Source organism: Prevotella sp. ICM33 (genome assembly GCF_000517825.1).
Lineage (GTDB): Bacteria > Bacteroidota > Bacteroidia > Bacteroidales > Bacteroidaceae > Prevotella > Prevotella melaninogenica.
On sequence record NZ_JACD01000073.1, the window covers coordinates 1 to 18,509 of the forward strand.

At 41.9% G+C, this 18,509-nt stretch carries 17 protein-coding genes; 15 read left to right on the top strand and 2 right to left on the bottom strand.

All coding sequences use genetic code 11. The features are described from left to right. Positions 1–339: 339 nt before the first annotated feature. The 7 genes from HMPREF1505_RS09565 (at position 340) to HMPREF1505_RS09595 (ending at position 6,724) form a co-directional block, all read left to right on the top strand. Positions 340–1,506, top strand: coding sequence for a PAS domain-containing sensor histidine kinase (locus HMPREF1505_RS09565; protein WP_036924952.1), 1,167 nt, complete (start codon positions 340–342; stop codon positions 1,504–1,506). 354 nt (positions 1,507–1,860) lie between these two features. Further along, the gene (locus HMPREF1505_RS09570) at positions 1,861–2,379 is read left to right on the top strand and encodes a DUF177 domain-containing protein (protein ID WP_036924953.1); all 519 of its coding nucleotides are present in this window, start codon (positions 1,861–1,863) and stop codon (positions 2,377–2,379) included. Positions 2,380–2,401: 22 nt separating this feature from the next. After that, positions 2,402–2,587, top strand: a complete 186-nt coding sequence (gene rpmF, locus HMPREF1505_RS09575; RefSeq protein ID WP_013264203.1) for a 50S ribosomal protein L32 — start codon at positions 2,402–2,404, stop codon at positions 2,585–2,587. A gap of 2 nt (positions 2,588–2,589) precedes the next feature. Next, the gene (locus HMPREF1505_RS09580; protein ID WP_036924954.1) at positions 2,590–3,609 is read left to right on the top strand and encodes a beta-ketoacyl-ACP synthase III; all 1,020 of its coding nucleotides are present in this window, start codon (positions 2,590–2,592) and stop codon (positions 3,607–3,609) included. A gap of 186 nt (positions 3,610–3,795) precedes the next feature. Beyond that, positions 3,796–4,677, top strand: a complete 882-nt coding sequence (gene era, locus HMPREF1505_RS09585; RefSeq protein ID WP_036924956.1) for a GTPase Era — start codon at positions 3,796–3,798, stop codon at positions 4,675–4,677. A 313-nt stretch (positions 4,678–4,990) separates the two neighbouring features. Further along, entirely contained in the window at positions 4,991–6,304 is a 1,314-nt protein-coding gene (gene der, locus HMPREF1505_RS09590) for a ribosome biogenesis GTPase Der (RefSeq protein ID WP_036924958.1), read from the top strand. 18 nt (positions 6,305–6,322) lie between these two features. Beyond that, on the top strand, positions 6,323–6,724 hold the full coding sequence (locus HMPREF1505_RS09595) for a hypothetical protein (RefSeq protein ID WP_036863982.1): 402 nt from the start codon (positions 6,323–6,325) through the stop codon (positions 6,722–6,724). Between the two features lie 263 nt (positions 6,725–6,987). Here the strand turns inward: HMPREF1505_RS09595 and HMPREF1505_RS09600 are convergent, their stop codons facing one another. Next, the gene (locus HMPREF1505_RS09600) at positions 6,988–7,755 is read right to left on the bottom strand and encodes an ABC transporter ATP-binding protein (protein WP_036924961.1); all 768 of its coding nucleotides are present in this window, start codon (positions 7,753–7,755) and stop codon (positions 6,988–6,990) included. 146 nt (positions 7,756–7,901) lie between these two features. Continuing rightward, positions 7,902–8,648 carry an ABC transporter permease gene (locus HMPREF1505_RS09605; RefSeq protein WP_004361547.1) on the bottom strand — a complete coding sequence of 249 codons (747 nt, stop codon included), beginning with the start codon at positions 8,646–8,648 and terminating at the stop codon, positions 7,902–7,904. A 187-nt stretch (positions 8,649–8,835) separates the two neighbouring features. Between HMPREF1505_RS09605 and HMPREF1505_RS09610 the strand changes: the two genes are divergently transcribed. The 8 genes from HMPREF1505_RS09610 to HMPREF1505_RS09645 all read left to right on the top strand — a co-directional run bounded on the left by HMPREF1505_RS09610 (position 8,836) and on the right by HMPREF1505_RS09645 (position 18,118). Continuing rightward, a complete protein-coding gene (locus HMPREF1505_RS09610) occupies positions 8,836–9,969 on the top strand; it encodes a transposase (RefSeq protein WP_036924964.1) in 1,134 nt (377 codons plus the stop codon). Between the two features lie 176 nt (positions 9,970–10,145). Further along, positions 10,146–10,973, top strand: a complete 828-nt coding sequence (gene lptB, locus HMPREF1505_RS09615; protein WP_013264765.1) for an LPS export ABC transporter ATP-binding protein — start codon at positions 10,146–10,148, stop codon at positions 10,971–10,973. 485 nt (positions 10,974–11,458) lie between these two features. Further along, positions 11,459–12,823: a trigger factor gene (tig, locus tag HMPREF1505_RS09620; RefSeq protein WP_036924966.1), complete on the top strand. Its 1,365-nt coding sequence runs from the start codon at positions 11,459–11,461 to the stop codon at positions 12,821–12,823. Between the two features lie 177 nt (positions 12,824–13,000). Then, positions 13,001–13,693, top strand: coding sequence for an ATP-dependent Clp endopeptidase proteolytic subunit ClpP (gene clpP, locus HMPREF1505_RS09625; RefSeq protein ID WP_036863971.1), 693 nt, complete (start codon positions 13,001–13,003; stop codon positions 13,691–13,693). Between the two features lie 9 nt (positions 13,694–13,702). Further along, positions 13,703–14,941, top strand: a complete 1,239-nt coding sequence (gene clpX / locus HMPREF1505_RS09630; protein WP_036924968.1) for an ATP-dependent Clp protease ATP-binding subunit ClpX — start codon at positions 13,703–13,705, stop codon at positions 14,939–14,941. 102 nt (positions 14,942–15,043) lie between these two features. Next, a complete protein-coding gene (recQ, locus tag HMPREF1505_RS09635; protein ID WP_036924970.1) occupies positions 15,044–17,227 on the top strand; it encodes a DNA helicase RecQ in 2,184 nt (727 codons plus the stop codon). Positions 17,228–17,452: 225 nt separating this feature from the next. Next, positions 17,453–17,803, top strand: coding sequence for a type II toxin-antitoxin system RelE/ParE family toxin (locus tag HMPREF1505_RS09640; RefSeq protein ID WP_036924972.1), 351 nt, complete (start codon positions 17,453–17,455; stop codon positions 17,801–17,803). A 3-nt stretch (positions 17,804–17,806) separates the two neighbouring features. After that, on the top strand, positions 17,807–18,118 hold the full coding sequence (locus HMPREF1505_RS09645; protein WP_036924973.1) for a helix-turn-helix domain-containing protein: 312 nt from the start codon (positions 17,807–17,809) through the stop codon (positions 18,116–18,118). The last annotated feature ends 391 nt before the right edge of the window (positions 18,119–18,509 follow it).

Sequence of the window (18,509 nt, forward strand, 5' to 3'; positions counted from 1 at the left end):
AATGCGGGAGAGTAGGTGGCCGCCTCCTTTTACGAGAGCCTTGAAGAGAAATCTTTAAGGCTCTTTTTTGTTGTTAGGGGGTGAGTGTTGGGTGATGATGAAGTGTTGAGAGGAAGGAAGCGGCAATATTATATTGGGCTAATAAGGCTTATTAGGCTAATAGGGGACTCAAAAGACTAATAAGGCTGTTTTGATTTAATAGGGCTAATGGAGCTTATTAGGCAAATAAGGCTAATAGGGCAAATAATGCAATTAGGGACTAATAGGGCTATTAGGCTAATTAAGTAATATAGGCTGATACTTTACAATATTTTTTTTATAGTTTCGTTATATCTTTATATGCAGTGGACTGATAGAATTCGTCAGGTAAAGATATTTCTGGTGGTTGCAGCAATTCTTATTGCTGTGGCTTCTTTGCTTGTTTCTCGCTCTTTGACTCATGATTTGTCAGAGCAGGAAAGGAGTAAGATGCAAGTTTGGGCGGAAGCAATGAAATCGCTTAGTGCTGCGGATGAGAACACCGATCTTAGTCTTGTTTTGAAGGTGTTAGATGAGAATCACACTATACCTGTTGTTGTTTTAGATAATGACGGGGTTGTAACAGAATACCGTAACATCATTATTAAAGCGCGTAATGCAAAGGATAGTGTTAATTACGTTACTTCTTTGGGTCAACAGCTGAAAGCCTCAGGTCAGGTTATTCGTATCTCTTTGAGTAAGAATCATAATGATTATATAGATGTATGCTATGATGATTCATTGATGTTAAAGCGTATTGCGCTTTATCCCTATGTACAATTAGGTGTTGTTATGCTATTTGTTATTGTAGCTATTTTTGCCTTATTGACATCAAAGCGTGCAGAACAAAACAAAGTATGGGTTGGATTAAGTAAGGAAACGGCACACCAGTTAGGTACTCCTATCTCCTCGCTTATGGCATGGACAACAATTTTGAAGGAAACATATCCCGACGATGAACTTTTACCAGAAATGGATAAAGATGTGAAACGTTTACAGCTTATTGCTGATCGCTTCTCAAAGATTGGTTCCGTTCCAGAGCCAGTCCCATCCAGTCTTAATGATGTTCTCAATCATGTTGTCGATTATATGGACCGTCGTACATCTAAGAAGATAGAGATGAAGACGGAGTTGCCAACAGATGATATAATCATTAATATGAATGCCTCACTCTTTGAGTGGGTGATTGAGAACCTCTGTAAGAATGCTGTTGATGCGATGGGAGGAAAGATAGGTAGTATTACACTTCGTATAGAAGAAACAGACAAGCGTGCTATTGTTGAGGTCAGCGATACAGGAAAGGGCATTAAAAAGAAAGACATAAGAAATGTATTTCGTCCAGGTTTTACTACTAAGGAGCGAGGCTGGGGATTAGGTTTGAGTCTTGCTAAACGTATTGTTGAGGAATATCATCATGGTAAGATATATGTGAAAAGCTCGGAAGTAGGGAAGGGGACAACTTTTCGCATAGAACTTCGCAAAGCGTGAAGGTCAATATGATGGATTTCTTTTCATGAGAATAATTATTTTTCTTCATGAAAATAAATATTTCCCTTCATGAAAAAAAATATTTATTTACGTGCAAATAATTAGACTTTTACAATTACATATTTCTAATTTTATTACTAATAGAGCATTAGATGAGTTGAGAATACAAAGTTGTTTATATACTCGATATATTAAGAAAATGCCTTAATTTTCTAATGATAGTGCAATGCAAGACCCCATTTCATATTATGTAGAAGAAATAGAGCATAAATCATCTAACAAGGGGTGTCCTCACTTTTTTTACTTATAATTTGCTTATAATCAGAAAAATATTCGTAACTTTGCAACCCAATTATGGACTTAGAAACCCTTAAAATAGATTTGAAGGGTCTGGAAGAAGGTGTAAATCACCTTGAGTTCGACCTGGATGACGCTTACTTTAAGGCAGTTGACGCTCCTGAAGTGAGTCAAGGATGTGTGCATGTATCTCTTGATATTGTGCGCACAGGAGATGATTTCTTTACCCTTGATTTCCATGAGGCAGGTACGGTAATGGTACCGTGTGATATATGTCTCGACCCAGTAGAGCAGCCAATAGAGACAACACAACGTCTCGAAGTTAAGTTAGGAAAAGAAAACTCAGAAGAGGACGACCTTGTGACGGTGGCCGAGGACGAAGGAATACTCGATGTTGCATGGTACCTCTACGAATTCATAGCTCTCGCAATCCCTATCAAGCATGTGCATGCACCTGGAAAATGCAACCCTGCTATGGTACGAGCTCTTGAGGAGTATTCTGCCGCCCGAAGCGGTGAGGAAGACGAGCAGGCGATGGATCCGCGCTGGGAAGCTCTATTAAAATTGAAAAAATAAAATATTAAACGTTTAAAGAATTATGGCACATCCAAAAAGAAGACAGTCAAAGACTCGTACACTCAAGAGAAGAACTCATGATAAGGCAGTAGCTCCTACATTGGCTTTATGCCCTAACTGTGGTTCTTATTATGTTTATCACACAGTTTGCCCAACTTGTGGTAACTATCGTGGTAAGGTTGCTGTCGTAAAGGAAACAGCTGAGTAAGCATGAGTAAGATTAATGCGATTATAACAGGTGTCGCAGGTTACGTGCCAGACTATGTCCTCAACAATGAGGAATTGTCTCGCATGGTTGATACTAACGATGAGTGGATTACCACTCGTACAGGTATCAAGGAACGCCGAATCCTCACCGAAGAGGGACTCGGTACATCCTATATGGCCCGCAAGGCAGCAAAGCTCCTGATGACAAAGACAGGTGCTGATCCAGACAGTATTGATGCTGTTGTTGTTGCTACATCGACTCCTGACTATCCGCATCCTTCAACAGCTTCTATCGTATTAGGAAAGTTAGGATTGAAGAATGCCTTCGCATTTGACTTAGCTGCTGCATGTTGTGGCTTCATGTATGCACTCGATGTTGCCTGCAATATGATCCAAAGTGGTCGTCACAAGCGTATCATTGTTATCGGTGCTGATAAGATGTCAGCTATTACTGATTATCGTGATCGCGCAACTTGTCCACTTTTCGGTGATGGTGCAGGTGCTGTGATGTTAGAGAGTACAACCGAGGAAGGCGTTGGTATGATTGATTCTTATCATCGCACAGACGGTAAGGGACTTCCATTCCTCCATATCAAGGCAGGTGGTTCTGTATGTCCTTCTTCAAGCTTTACAATTGATCATCGTTTGCATTACACTTACCAAGAGGGACGCACCGTCTTCCGTTATGCTGTTACAGCGATGGGTGACGACTGTGCTACACTTTTGGAGCGCAATGGCTTGACTCAAGATGATGTTGATTACGTAGTTTGTCATCAGGCAAATCTTCGTATCATCGAGGCTGTTGCAAAACGCATTGGAGTTCCAATGGAGAAGGTATTGGTTAACATTCAGCGTTATGGTAATACCAGTGCTGCTTGTATGCCACTTGTTCTTTGGGATTTTGAGTCACAGCTGAAGAAGGGTGATAATATCATTTTCACCGGCTTTGGTGCAGGTTTCGTTAATGGCGCATCTTACTTTAAGTGGGCTTATGACGGTGACGCTGCTGCGGTTAAGAAATAAAGACTTTAAGTTATCATATAAAAAGCGCATCTTTCTTTTCTTATAAGATAGGTGCGTTTTTTCGTTAAAGGGATTAGGAGAGTGGCATGGTAGGACTTTTCTACCTCCCCTTTCTCCTCTTATAATTATAACAGAACTTTTCAAACATTCCTTCCTGTGGAAGGAAATAGTGGGTGAATAGATTATATGCATAAAGCTGGATTTGTAAATATCGTTGGTAATCCGAATGTCGGAAAGAGTACGCTGATGAATCAACTCGTCGGTGAGAAGCTCAGTATTGCCACGTTTAAGGCACAGACAACGCGCCATCGTATTATGGGAATTGTCAACACAGAGGACACCCAGATAGTATTTTCAGACACACCAGGTGTGCTGAAACCAAACTATAAGATGCAGGAGATGATGCTCCAGTTCTCTGAGTCAGCTTTGGCAGATGCCGATATCTTACTTTATGTAACAGACGTTGTTGAAGATCCAGAGAAGAATATGGACTTCTTGGAGAAGGTTTCTAAGATGTCAATTCCTGTCATCCTTCTTATTAATAAGATAGATGAGAGCGATCAGAAGACACTTGGTAAGCTCGTAACAAAGTGGCATGGATTGTTGCCTAATGCAGAGATACTCCCTATTTCTGCTAAGAATAAGTTTGGCGTAGATATTCTTTTGAAGCGTGTTCACGAACTGTTACCAGAGAGTCCGGCATTCTTTGATAAAGACCAGTTGACAGATAAGCCAGCTAAGTTCTTCGTATCAGAGATTATTCGTGAGAAGATTCTGCGCTATTATGATAAGGAAATCCCTTATTCTGTTGAGGTTGTTATTGAACGTTTCAAGGAAGATGACCGCCAGATTCACATCAGTGCTATCATTTATGTGGAACGTAGCAGCCAGAAAGGAATTATTATTGGCCATCAGGGTATGGCACTTAAGAAGGTGTCTACCGAAGCACGTAAGAGCTTGGAACGTTTCTTCGATAAGAAGATATTCCTTGAAACTTTCGTGAAAGTGGATAAGGACTGGCGCAACTCACAGAAAGAACTGAAACACTTTGGCTATAGTCCAGAGTAAGGGAAGCCTCCCCCAAGCCCTCCGAAGGGAGGGGAGAGCCTAACGGGATAGGCTGGGGAGAGATTCTATTAGCCTTATTGGGCTGATAAGGCTAATAAGGCTCATTGCGCTAATACAAAGCTAATAGCTTCCTTGATAATAAGAAAATAAATCGCCCTGACTGCTTAGTAGGGCACACTCTCGCACAATGCGAGGGCTGGGGAATGGTCATCCTCGGCAAATATTCATCGGATGCCTGACCACATCCGGCGCCTTTTCATAATCTTTCAACAGTGTTAGCACTGAATTATGAGGAGGGAAAAGACCAATATTAATGGCAAATTTAGTAGCTATTGTGGGACGCCCAAACGTAGGTAAGTCCACACTTTTCAATCGATTAACTCAGACACGTCATGCGATTGTGAGCGATACTGCTGGTACAACACGTGACCGTCAGTATGGTAAGTGTCAGTGGAACGGACGCGAATTTTCTATTGTTGACACTGGTGGATGGGTTGTTAAATCAGACGATATTTTTGAAGATGCAATTCGCAAGCAGGTGCTTGTAGCAACGGAAGAAGCTGATCTCGTCCTCTTTGTTGTTGATACTGAAACGGGTATCACCGACTGGGATGAGGATGTAGCATTGATACTTCGTCGCACTAAGCTCCCTGTACTCCTTGTTGCGAATAAGGTTGACAACAGCGGTGAGTATTATCAGGCAGCAGAGTTCTATAAACTCGGTTTGGGAGAGCCTATCTGTATTAGTGCTGCTACTGGTGGTGGAACAGGTGACTTGCTTGATATTCTGCTTGAGAACTTAAAGGATGTACCAGAGGAAGCAGTAGATCAGGATATCCCTCGTTTTGCTGTCGTAGGTCGTCCTAATGCTGGTAAGTCAAGTATCATCAATGCCTTCATTGGTGAGGATCGTAATATTGTGACCGAAATTGCTGGTACAACGCGCGATAGTATCTATACTCGCTATACGAAGTTTGGTTTTGATTTCTATCTTGTTGATACTGCCGGTATCCGTCGTAAGAACAAGGTGAGTGAAGACTTGGAGTTCTATAGCGTTATGCGTTCTATCCGAAGCATTGAGAACTCTGATGTTTGTATTCTGATGTTGGATGCAACACGTGGTATCGAGGCGCAGGATATGAATATCTTCCAGCTCATACAGCGTAATAATAAGAGTCTTGTTGTCGTTGTGAATAAATGGGATTTGGCTGAAGATAAGAACCAAAAGGTTATTGATACCTTCGAGAATGCTATTCGTAAGCGTATGGCTCCGTTCGTAGACTTCCCAATCATCTTTGCTTCAGCACTAACAAAGCAGCGTATTTTTAAGGTTTTGGAAACAGCGAAAGAGGTATATCAGAACCGCACAATGCATATTGGTACAACGAAGTTGAATGAGGTGATGCTTCCTATTATTGAGGCAACGCCACCACAGTCAGTGAAGGGTAAGTATATCAAGATTAAGTATTGCTCACAACTTCCAAACACACAGATTCCTTCTTTCGTGTTCTATGCGAACCTGCCACAGTATGTTAAGGAGCAGTATCGTCGTTTCTTGGAGAACAAGATACGTGAGAACTGGAACCTACATGGCTGTCCAATTAATATATTCATTCGTCAGAAGTAGTCGTAGGAGGTGTTGCCTATGAAGAGAATAATGTTTCCTTTTCTTTTTGCTTTGCCATTTTTATTGATGGCTTGCAGTAAGAAAAAAGAGGTAGATCAAGGAGAGTTGGCTGGTCGTGCAGCCAAACTCTACTACGAACAACTGTTGAAAGGTCAGTATGAAGCTTTTTTAGGAGGTGAGAATCGTTCTGAGAAGTTGCCTGATAGTTATCGAAAGCAACTCTTAACAAACCTCCGTCAGTTTATCGAGCAGCAGAAGAAAGAGCATGAAGGGATTGATTCTGTGTCATTGGCTTCATCTGTTTTCTCTGAAAAGGATAGTACAGCCAGTGCCTTTCTGTTGTTTCATTATGGCGACAAGACAACGGAGCAGGTTGTTGTACCAATGCTAAAGAAGCACGGAGTGTGGATGATGAGATAAGACATCGTTACCCATTATCTCTCTATTTACCCTCTTCAACTGTCGTGTTGGTGCTCCGCACGTGTGGTGCTGATGCTTAGCACCAATGGTGCTAAGTACTGATAACATTACAATATGCACTTGAAAAAAGTCCTCCCGCTTATTAGTTTTGTCTTAAAAAAGGATAAAACCAATAAGCGGGAGGACTTTTCTATTAAGTAAGGTAGTGTTGGGGAAATCCTATTATCGGCTTTTTCGCACAACTTATAGTGAGAGGTAGCTATTTACAGCGTACCCTTATTCTCAATATCCTTCACCTTCTTAAAGAGGTCAGAAGCAAAGACGAGGTCGTTAAGTTTCTGGTTCTGTGATGTGATGACAGTATCTTTGTCGCCTTGCCATTCTTTTCTACCATCTGCAATGAAAACGATATTCTCACCAATACCCAAGACGGAGTTCATATCATGAGTGTTGATGATGGTAGTCATGTTGAACTCTCGCGTGATACTCGTCAAAAGTTCGTCTATGACCAGTGATGTCTTAGGGTCAAGACCAGAATTTGGCTCATCGCAGAAAAGATACTTCGGGTTCATAACGATGGCGCGAGCAATAGCTACACGCTTTTGCATACCACCCGAAATCTCACCAGGAAACTTCTGTTCAGCTCCTGTTAGGTTCACACGATCAAGACATTCCATAGCTCTTTTGTCACGTTCCTGAGCAGTCATGTCCGAAAACATGTCCAATGGGAAACGAACATTCTCCAGTACAGTGAGCGAGTCAAAGAGTGCAGCACCTTGGAAAATCATACCCATCTCACGACGCATGAGAATCTGGTCTTTCTTTGTCATGTTGACAAAGTTACGTCCGTCATAAAGTACTTCACCCTTGGTTGGGTCAAGCAGTCCGGTGAGCGAACGCATGAGAACGGTCTTACCAGCACCACTCTGTCCGATGATGAGGTTTGTTTTTCCGTCTTCAAAAACGATGTTTATATCCTTCAGCACTTCCTTGTCGCCGAATGATTTGAATAGATGTTTTACTTCAATCATAGAGCCTCCCCCGACCCCTCCGAAGGGAGGGGAGCCCAATCTGCTTACTTGTGGGGGAAGATGGGCTTATTAATTAGTTAGTATTAACTTTCAGGAGTTGATTTATTCTCTCTAATCTCCCCTCCTTTGGAGGGGTTGGGGGAGGTTTAACTCAACATCTGTGTGAGGAAAACGTCACTGAAGAGAATCAGTACGCTTGAGCAGACTACAGCATCTGTAGATGCTTTACCGACTTCAACACTTCCACCCTTCACCGTGTAGCCCATATAAGACGATACACTTGAAATGATAAAGGCAAAGAAGAATCCCTTGATGATACTCATCCACATAAACCACGGATTGAAATCATGTTGCAAGCCAGCAGTCAAATCTACTGGTGTGATGATATGTGCAAGGTAGGCTGTGGCATATGCTCCAATGATACCTGTTGCTGCAGAGAAGATAACAAGGAATGGCATGATTGTGATGAGTCCCATAATCTTTGGTAAGATGAGGTAGCTGGCAGAGTTGATACCCATAATCTCTAAGGCATCTATCTGCTGTGTCACACGCATGGTTCCTAACTCTGAAGCAATGTTTGACCCAACCTTACCTGATAGAATCAGACACATGATACTGCTGGAGAACTCCAAAAGCATAATTTCTCTCGTCACATAACCCGACACCCAATGTGGCATCCAAGGGCTCTGCACGTTAAGTTTAATCTGTATACATATAACTGCTCCAATAAAGAAAGAGATGAGTAATACGATACCGATTGAGTCAACACCCAACTGGGACATCTCTTTAACATATCGCTTTAGGAACATTCTCATTCGTTCAGGACGACTGAATGAGCGTCCCATCAATATAAGATAATTACCGAATGTTGTCAGCCATTTGAATAAAAGCATGTTCTTTCTATTTGATGTTCAAAATGCAAATTTAACCAAAATATCACAGAAAGAGAAAAGAAAGACATTATTTAATAGTCATGAAGGCTACTTTCGCTTTTTGTAAATAGTATCTTTGCCACTGTTGTATAGTTCTTTTAGGATTATATTTGTATCTTTGTGCGTGACAAACTATGAGTTGAAAGCTATGAAAAGTAATCCTGCAATATATGTGGAAGGGGTAGGTTGGCGTCGTGAGCGTGTGGCGTCGCTGCTACGGAGGCTTAAAGGGCATGACTATCAAGGGCGGTGTATCTATATGATAACGCTCTGTACGGAAGGAAGGCAGCCATTGTTGGGGAGGCTTATGCGAAGGACAGCAGCTGTAGCATCCGCCTATGTTGAGCCAACAGAGCTGGGGAGTGAGGTTGAGCGTTGTTGGAGAGAGATTCCTAAGCATTATCCAGAGGTGAGTGTGCTTGCCTTTCAGGTTATGCCGGATCATATACACGGCATCCTCTTTGTGACGCATGAGATGGCTGTACACCTGGGGAAGGTTATTAATGGGTTCAAGGTAGGCTGTAATCGGGCGTATCGGCGGTTGGTGTTGGGGAGTTCTGAGGCAATGCCTCAGAAGCAGGGACAGGAGGACAGAATAGGAAGGCAGAGTCTGGCTGGCAGCGGAGAAGGGGAGAAACAGCGAGGCTGTAAGCACCCAGAGCATGGCATGCTCTTTGCGCCGGGCTATCATGACAGCGTGCTAAGGGGGAAGGGACAGCTGGAGAATATGTTCAGATATATTGCTGATAACCCACGACGGCTGGCGATGAAGCGGGATAATCCGCAACTTTTTCGTGTCGTGAATAGTTTGAAGGTGGGTGAAAGAACTTTCTCTGCTATAGGAAATCAGTGGTTACTGGAGCACCCAATAAGACTGCAGGTGCGTTGTCATAATAATAAGACACCAGAGAATCTGCGCCTTATAGCCTTGCAAAAGGAATACTTCTTTGCACGAGGACGAGAGGGAGGAGTACTTGTTAGTCCCTGTATATCGGCTGGAGAAAAAGAAATAGCACGTGCTGCATTGGAGGAGAAACTCCCGCTTATAGTCTTGCTGGAAAACGGTTTCCCGCCTCTCTATAAACCGCCTGGGAAGTACTTTGATGCTTGTTGTGAAGGGCGACTCCTTATGTTGGCTCCATGGGCATATCATCACGAACGCAGGACTATCTCGCGAGAGCAGTGTCAAGCCCTTAATTCAATATCGGCAGCACTTAGCAATGAAGTGTGGACGACGGTATTCGAGCAGGATCTGTTAAGATATACTTCTGGCGAAGAATAGGGAATAGCCACCAAGTAAACAGGGCAGAGAACCTTCGTGAGAATGTCTTTTAATAGAAGCGTACACACGTAGCTATACATTTATCTGTATTGTTCTTTTGTTTCTTTTCACGTCTTTATGATTGCTATCTGCTTTTTATTTCGTAATTTTGCAGCGATAGCTTAAAAGAGAAAACTATGTCAGAATCAGATAATATTGTTGTGCGCCCAGAAGGCGAGGGAAGTATTCTTCGTACAGATAAACTGGTGAAGCGATACGGAAAGCGTACTGTTGCCAATGGTGTGAGCATCAATGTGAAGCAGGGTGAGATTGTGGGACTGCTCGGACCAAATGGTGCGGGAAAGACCACATCGTTTTATATGACGACGGGATTGGTGGTTCCTAATGAGGGACATGTATATATTGACGATCAGGAAATTACCAACTTCCCTGTTTATAAGCGTGCTCGTGCAGGTATTGGCTATCTTCCACAGGAGGCGAGTGTCTTCCGTAAGATGAGTGTGGAAGATAATATTATGAGTGTCTTGGAGATGACAAAGCTGTCAAAGCAGGAGCGCATTGATAAGATGGAGAGTCTGATTCGCGAATTCCGATTGGAGAAGGTACGTAAGAATCTTGGAGACCGACTTTCTGGTGGTGAGCGTCGTCGTTGTGAGATTGCTCGTTGTTTGGCTATTGACCCAAAGTTTATCATGCTTGATGAGCCTTTTGCAGGTGTCGACCCTATTGCCGTTGAAGATATTCAGCACATTGTTTGGCGTTTGAAGTTCCGTAATATTGGTATTCTTATTACCGATCACAATGTACATGAGACGTTGAATATTACCGATCGCGCCTATCTTCTTTTTGAGGGACGTATCCTCTTCAAGGGTACTCCAGAAGAGTTGGCAGCCAATAAGATTGTGAAGGAGAAATACCTCGGTACAGACTTCGTTCTTCAGAAGAAAGACTTTCAGTTGCTCGATCAGCGTAAACGTGCGCAGGAAGAGGCGAATGGTTTATAAGAGGAATATATCCTCTCTTTTAGATAGGCTATATTAGCCGTCAGAAAGGCGCAAAGATAAAGTCTTCTTTGCGCCTTTGTTTATGCAAGAGTAAGTAAGTTGCGAATTATTTTCATGAAGAAAAATATTTTTTTTCATGAAAAGAAATATTTTTCTTCACGACCATAAATATTTATTTTCATGAAAATAATTCGAGAAAGGAGTTTTTCAGATATAAAGGGTAAGTGCAAAATAAAAAGCTGCTTACGGTAAAACACTATAAAAGAGTTGGCTGTAAGCAGCTTTGTTGATTGAAAAATAAACCCAATTATAGCCTTCCGTAGCCAATTATCTTGGTTAAAAAAACAAATTTCCACTTATATATTATAAGGTTATGCGATTTTTTAAGTATCTTTGCACTTCAAAGTCTATAAGGGGTAATTGCGCCCTCTTGTGAACTTATAGTTTTGATAAATAATAATAAACATAAATATATAACATCAAAGATGAAAATTTCGTTTGAGAATCCCGACAAAGTGAATGGCTTGATGACCATCACTGTTGAGGAAGCTGATTACAAGGATGAGGTAGAGAAAACTCTCAAGGATTATCGCAAGCGTGCCAACGTTCCTGGTTTCCGTCAGGGTCAGGTGCCTGTAGGTCTGATTAAGCGTCAGTATGGTCCACAGGTAAAGATGGATGCTATTAATAAGATTCTTGGTGAGAGCCTCCAGAAATATATCGCTGATAACAAGATTCAGATGTTGGGTCAGCCAATGGGTTCTGAGTCTCAAGAGGCAGTAGACTTGGAGAAACCAGCTCCTTACGAGTTCAAGTTTGATATTGCTGTTGCTCCAGAGTTCAAGATTGAACTGAATGGCAAGAACAAGATTGACTACTACGAGATTGCTGTTGATGATAAGTTGATCGATCAGCAGGTTGAGATGTTCCAGAGCCGTTCTGGTCACTATGAGCAGGCTGAGGTGTTCGATCCAGAGCAGCGTGACTTGTTGAAGGGTGACCTCCGTGAGTTGGATGAGAATGGAAATACACTCGAGGGTGGTATCACCGTTGAGGGAGCATCATTGATGCCACAGTACATCAAGGTTGAGGATCAGAAGAAACTTTTCGATGGTGCTAAGCTTGGTGATATCATTACCTTTAACCCAACAGCAGCTTATCCTGATAATGATATCGAGGTTTCTTCACTCTTGAAGATTAAGAAGGAGGAGGTTGCTGAGCACAAGGGTAACTTCTCTTATCAGATTACAGAGATTTCACGTTTCGTTAAGGCTGAGAACAACGCTGAGCTTTGGAAGAGTGTTTATGGTGAGGATGCTGATATCAAGGATGAGGCAGCTTTCCGTAAGGCTATCGCTGACGGTTTGACAGAGCAGTTGAAGGGCGATTCTAACTACAAGTTCATTCAGGATCTCCGCGCTTACTGCGAGAAGAAGGTAGGCGATTTGACTTACCCAGACACTATCTTAAAGCGCATCATGTTGGCAAACAATCAGGATAAGGGTGAGGAGTTCGTAGAGAAGAACTATGCACAGAGCATCAAGGAGTTGACATGGCACTTGATTAAGGAGCAGTTGGCTAAGGATCACAACATCAAAGTTGATGACAATGATGTTCGTGAGAGCGCTCGCCAGATGGCACGTGCACAGTTTGCTCAGTATGGTATGACCAACGTACCAGAGGATTACTTGAATGGTTATGCTGATGAGATGCTGAAGAAGCGTGAGAATGTAGATTCATTCGTTGAGGCAGCTCTCGATCGTAAGCTTGCTGAGGCTATCAAGGAGGTTGTTAAATTGAACGTTAAGACAGTAAGTCTTGAGGAATTCAACAAACTTGTAAGCGAGTAATATTTTTAGAAAAATCTTCCTTTATATATAGAGGTTATCGATTTTTTTGCTTATCTTTGCTTTAGATATGCAGGCAAGTGTCGCACTGAGTGGCATGGTGTTTGTATAGATGACAATGATAAGGGAGGTCGATAACCTCTATTTTTTGTCATATATAAATTATAAGAAAGGAAAATAATGAACGATTTTAGAAGGTATGCTACAGGGCATCTTGGGATGAATGGTATGGTGCTTGATGACGTGATGAGAGCACAGGCGCAGTATCTTAACCCATATATCCTTGAGGAGCGTCAGTTGAATGTGACTCAGATGGATGTCTTCTCACGTCTGATGATGGAGAGAATCATCTTCCTCGGGACTCAGGTAGATGACTATTCTGCCAATACAATTCAGGCACAGCTGCTTTACTTGGACTCTGTTGACCCAGGTAAGGATATATCTATTTATATTAACTCTCCTGGTGGAAGCGTTACTGCGGGCTTAGGTATCTATGATACCATGCAATTTATCTCCAGTGATGTTGCTACACTCTGTACAGGTATGGCTGCATCTATGGCTGCCGTATTGCTCGTTGCGGGTAAAGAGGGCAAGCGTTCTGCCTTGAAACATAGTCGTGTGATGATTCACCAGCCATTGGGTGGTGTACAAGGTCAGGCATCTGACATTGAGATTGAGGCACGCGAGATTCAGAAGTTCAAGAAAGAACTCTATAATATCATTAGCGAACATTCTCATCAACCATTCGATAAGGTTTGGAATGATAGTGACCGTAACTACTGGATGACTTCAGAAGAGGCTAAGGAGTACGGTATGATTGATGAGGTTTTGATGAGAAAACCAGTAAGTAACGCTTCAGAAGAAGTAAAGTAAAGGATAATAATGCCCCAAAAGAAATGTAGTTTTTGTGGTCGGGGTGAGAAGGAAGTAAAACTCCTTATCACAGGCTTGAACGGCTATATCTGTGAGGAATGTGCACAGCAGGCTTATAATATCGTCATGCAAACTGGTGCATTGGCACAGGAACAGAATGGCGATGGTGAGGCTTTCAAACTCAAGAAGGTTCCTAAACCAAAGGAAATCAAGCAGTATCTTGACGAATATATCATTGGTCAGGATGAGGCGAAACGCTATCTTGCTGTGGCTGTTTATAACCATTATAAGCGTTTACAACAGCCAAAGGATGATGATGGTGTAGAGATTGAGAAGAGCAATATCATCATGGTTGGCTCTACAGGTACGGGTAAGACATTGCTTGCTCGCACTATAGCTAAGCTCCTTGATGTGCCTTTCACGATTGTTGATGCAACCGTATTCACAGAAGCTGGATACGTAGGAGAGGATGTGGAGAGTATTCTCTCACGTCTCTTGCAGGTTGCTAATTATGACGTTGCAGCAGCTGAGCGTGGTATTGTCTTCATCGATGAGATTGACAAGATTGCGCGTAAGAGTGATAATCCAAGCATCACTCGTGATGTAAGCGGTGAGGGTGTACAGCAGGGTTTACTGAAACTCTTGGAGGGAACAATGGTTAACGTACCGCCAAAGGGTGGTCGTAAGCATCCTGATCAAGATTATATTCACGTTGATACTCGCAACATTCTTTTCATCTGTGGTGGTGCATTCGATGGTATCGAGCGTAAGATAGCACAGCGAATGAATACGCACACGGTTGGTTACAACTCTGTGCAGAACGTTGCGAAGATAGATAAGAACGACTTGATGAAGTATGTCCTTCCTCAAGACTTGAAGTCATTTGGTCTTATTCCTGAGATTATTGGACGTTTGCCAGTGCTTACCTATCTTAATCCGCTTGACCGCGAGGCATTGCGTAAGATTCTTGTTGAGCCAAAGAACTCTATCGTGAAGCAGTATATAAAGTTGTTCAAGATGGATGGCATTGAGTTGACTTTCACCGAAGCAGCACTTGATTACATCGTAGACAAGGGTGTAGAGTATAAGCTTGGAGCCCGTGGATTGCGTTCAATCGTTGAGGCTGTGATGATGGATGCTATGTTCGACGTACCTTCACGACGTATAAAGTCATTTGAGGTGACGGAAGAATATGTTCGTCAACAACTTGATAAGGCTCATATTCAGAAATCGAATACAGTCTCATAAAACCTATATATACAGCCTACTGATGTGAGGAATCCTTCGCGTCAGTAGGCTGTGTAATTTCTACAGAAACCGTAAAGAATCGGAAAATACCCAGCTATTAACATGACACAAGAAGTCAATCTTACCGAAAAACTAAAACACTATTTTGGCTTTGATAAATTCAAAGGCGACCAGGAGGCTATTATCCGTAATCTTCTTGACGGACACGACACTTTCGTACTGATGCCTACTGGTGGTGGAAAGAGTCTTTGCTATCAACTTCCTTCATTGATTATGGAGGGAACGGCGATTGTCGTTTCTCCGCTCATTGCATTGATGAAGAACCAAGTGGACGTCATCAATGGAATCAGCGAGGAGGATGGTGTAGCACATTATCTCAACTCTTCTTTGAAGAAAGCTGAAATCGATCAGGTACGTGCAGACATCGTTTCTGGTCGTACAAAACTGCTCTACGTTGCTCCAGAGTCCTTGAACAAGGAAGAGAATATGGAGTTCTTGAAGTCAGTGAAGATTAGTTTCTACGCTATCGATGAGGCACACTGTATCTCGGAGTGGGGACATGATTTCCGACCAGAGTACCGTAAGATTCGTTGTGCTATCGAAACGATTGGCACTGCTCCTGTTATTGCACTCACTGCAACGGCTACTGATAAGGTGCGTACGGACATTGTACGTAGCTTAGGTATTGAGGATTGTGCCGAGTTCAAAAGCTCTTTCAATCGTCCGAACCTTTATTATGAGGTACGTCCGAAGAAGAGTGATGACGATACGAATAAGCAGATTATCAAGTTTATCAAACAGCATACCGGTAAGAGTGGTATTATCTATTGTCTTTCGCGTAAGAAGGTGGAGGAGTTGGCGGCTATCTTGCAAGCTAATGATATCAAGGCAGCTCCTTATCATGCGGGACTTGATTCTGAGACACGCTCTAAGACACAGGACGACTTCCTCATGGAAGAGTTGGATATTATTGTGGCAACGATAGCCTTTGGTATGGGTATTGACAAACCAGACGTACGTTTTGTAATACACTATGATATTCCGAAGAGTCTTGAAGGCTATTATCAAGAAACAGGACGAGCAGGGCGCGATGGCGAAGAAGGTATCTGTATTGTGTTCTATTCTAAGAAAGACCTTAATAAACTGGAGAAGTTTATGGAGGGAAAGCCTGTTGCAGAACAAGATATCGGTCGTCAGTTGTTACAAGAAACAGAAGCCTATGCAGAGTCATCTGTCTGCCGTAGAAAGATGTTGCTACATTACTTTGGTGAGGATTATCCAAAGTGTAACTGTGCTATGTGCGACAACTGTCTTCATCCAAAGACGAAGATTGAAGCACAGAAGCAACTTCTTATTATTCTCCAAGCAGTGAAAACATTGAAGGAGAATTTCCGTCAAGAGTATGTTATCGACTTCGTACGTGGCAGAGCTACCGATGATCAGAAAGATCATAAGCATGATGAGTTAGACGAATTTGGAGAGGGTGAAGACGAGAATCCAAAGATTTGGAACCCAGTCGTACGTCAAGCACTCTTAGCAGGTTATCTTAAGAAGGATGTAGAGAACTACGGTTTGCTAAAGCTGACTGCTGCTGGTAAACGTTTCTTGAAGTCGCCAGAGTCATTCATGATAGTCATGGATACCGAATTTAAGGAGGAGGACGAGGATGATGAGCCAATGATGGGTACAGCGGTCCTCGATCCAGAACTCTTCTCCATGCTGAAGAACCTTCGTAAGAAGATAGCACACAAGTTAGAGATTCCTCCTTATGTTATTTTCCAAGATGTTTCTTTGGAGCAGATGGCAATGATGTATCCTATCAATGAACAAGAATTACAAAATATCCAAGGCGTTGGTGCAGGTAAGGCAAAGCGTTATGGTAAAGAGTTTTGTGAGTTGATAAAGCAACATTGCGAAGAGAATAACATTGAGCGACCAGAAGAACTACGCGTTAGAACAGTTGCAAAAAAGTCTATGCAGAAGGTAAAGATAATTCAGAGTATCGATCGAAAGTTACCGCTTGATGATATTGCCACAGCAGAGGGACTTGATTTTGATGACCTACTGACAAAGATCGAAGAGATTGTCTATAGTGGAACAAAACTCAATATAGACTACTTCCTTGAGGATGTGTATGATGAGGACCAGATAGATGATATCTACGACTACTTTATGGATAGCGAGACAGATAGTCTCGATGCAGCAATGGAAGAATTAGATAGCGACTATAGCGAAGAAGAAATTCGGCTTGTACGCATTAAGTTCTTGTCAGAGATGGCTAACTAATACAATACATCATTATTAATGAGTGTATAGCTCTTTATCTGTAGGGAAACACGGTTCGTGTGTCCCTACAGCATATAATAGAGATTTTCTTAATCTATGACCTGAATACAAACCTCTGAGCTTTAATCTACTTATTGTTAACCGTAATTCTGTTGTAAATCTTAATAATGTAATTAATTTGTTCCTTTTATTTGGATATATGTAATCTATTTATTACCTTTGCTTATGGATAAAGTTGTAAGAGAAGTCATCTACTCGCCAGAGTATGAAGCCTATTATGCAGGCTTGGATTCAAAAACTAAAGAGAAATACGATTATGTGGAGCATATTATTAAAACACAAGATGTCGTAAAAAAGAATTATGTGAAGCATTTAGAGAATACAGATCTTTATGAAGCACGTATTTCCTTGGGTAGTAATGAGTATCGCACAATTCTGTTTGCGGTGAATGCTCCCAGTTTTATGCAAGCAACAAAGATTTTGTATCTTAATTCTTTCTTAAAGAAAGATACGAAACAATATAAACGTGAGATAAGCAAGGCTTATAGATTGTTGGAAAATTATATGGAGGAATAAGATATGATAAAGTTAGATGAAAATAAGTTAGCAAAGTTACGTACCTCTTCTGAGCACTTAACAGAGAAATATGGGGAACTTGGATCGCCTGAACGCGAAGAGTTTGAGGCACGTGCCAAGGCTTACTATTATGCAGAACTGCTAAAGGAACAGCGCAAGCAGCAGAAGATGACGCAGCAACAGTTGGCGGATAAGATAGGTAAGAAACGAGAGTATATCTCAAATATTGAGCGTGGAAACAGTGATATGCAGCTTTCTACTTTTATGCAAATTGCGAATGCTTTAGGACTTCGATTTGCCTTGGTGATAGGGTAGTTACGCTGGAGAAAAGTAGCAAGTTGAGTTCGTTTCGGCAATATATTGCAAGGTGTTTAGCACTCAGCACTAATGGTGTTTACCAACAGCACGATGTGTGCGGGGCGTCAGCACGATATGTGCGGAGCAATAATAAGTTAGTTAAAGATGGGCATATAAAGTCGTTATGCTTATTATAAGGCATGCTGTGAGCTAAAGAGAGTGAACTAACATAAGAAGTGTTTACTGGAAAGTTCTGGGGAAAAAACTTTTACTTGTAGGTAAACAAAACAAGAAAGAGGCTGAATCAGATAGTAATCAGTGGCTAATAATGAGGATTGCAAGTATTGCGAATCCTGGTATAAGTGACAAAAAGAGACCTAAAATCTCTTGTAATCCCTTTATTTACTAT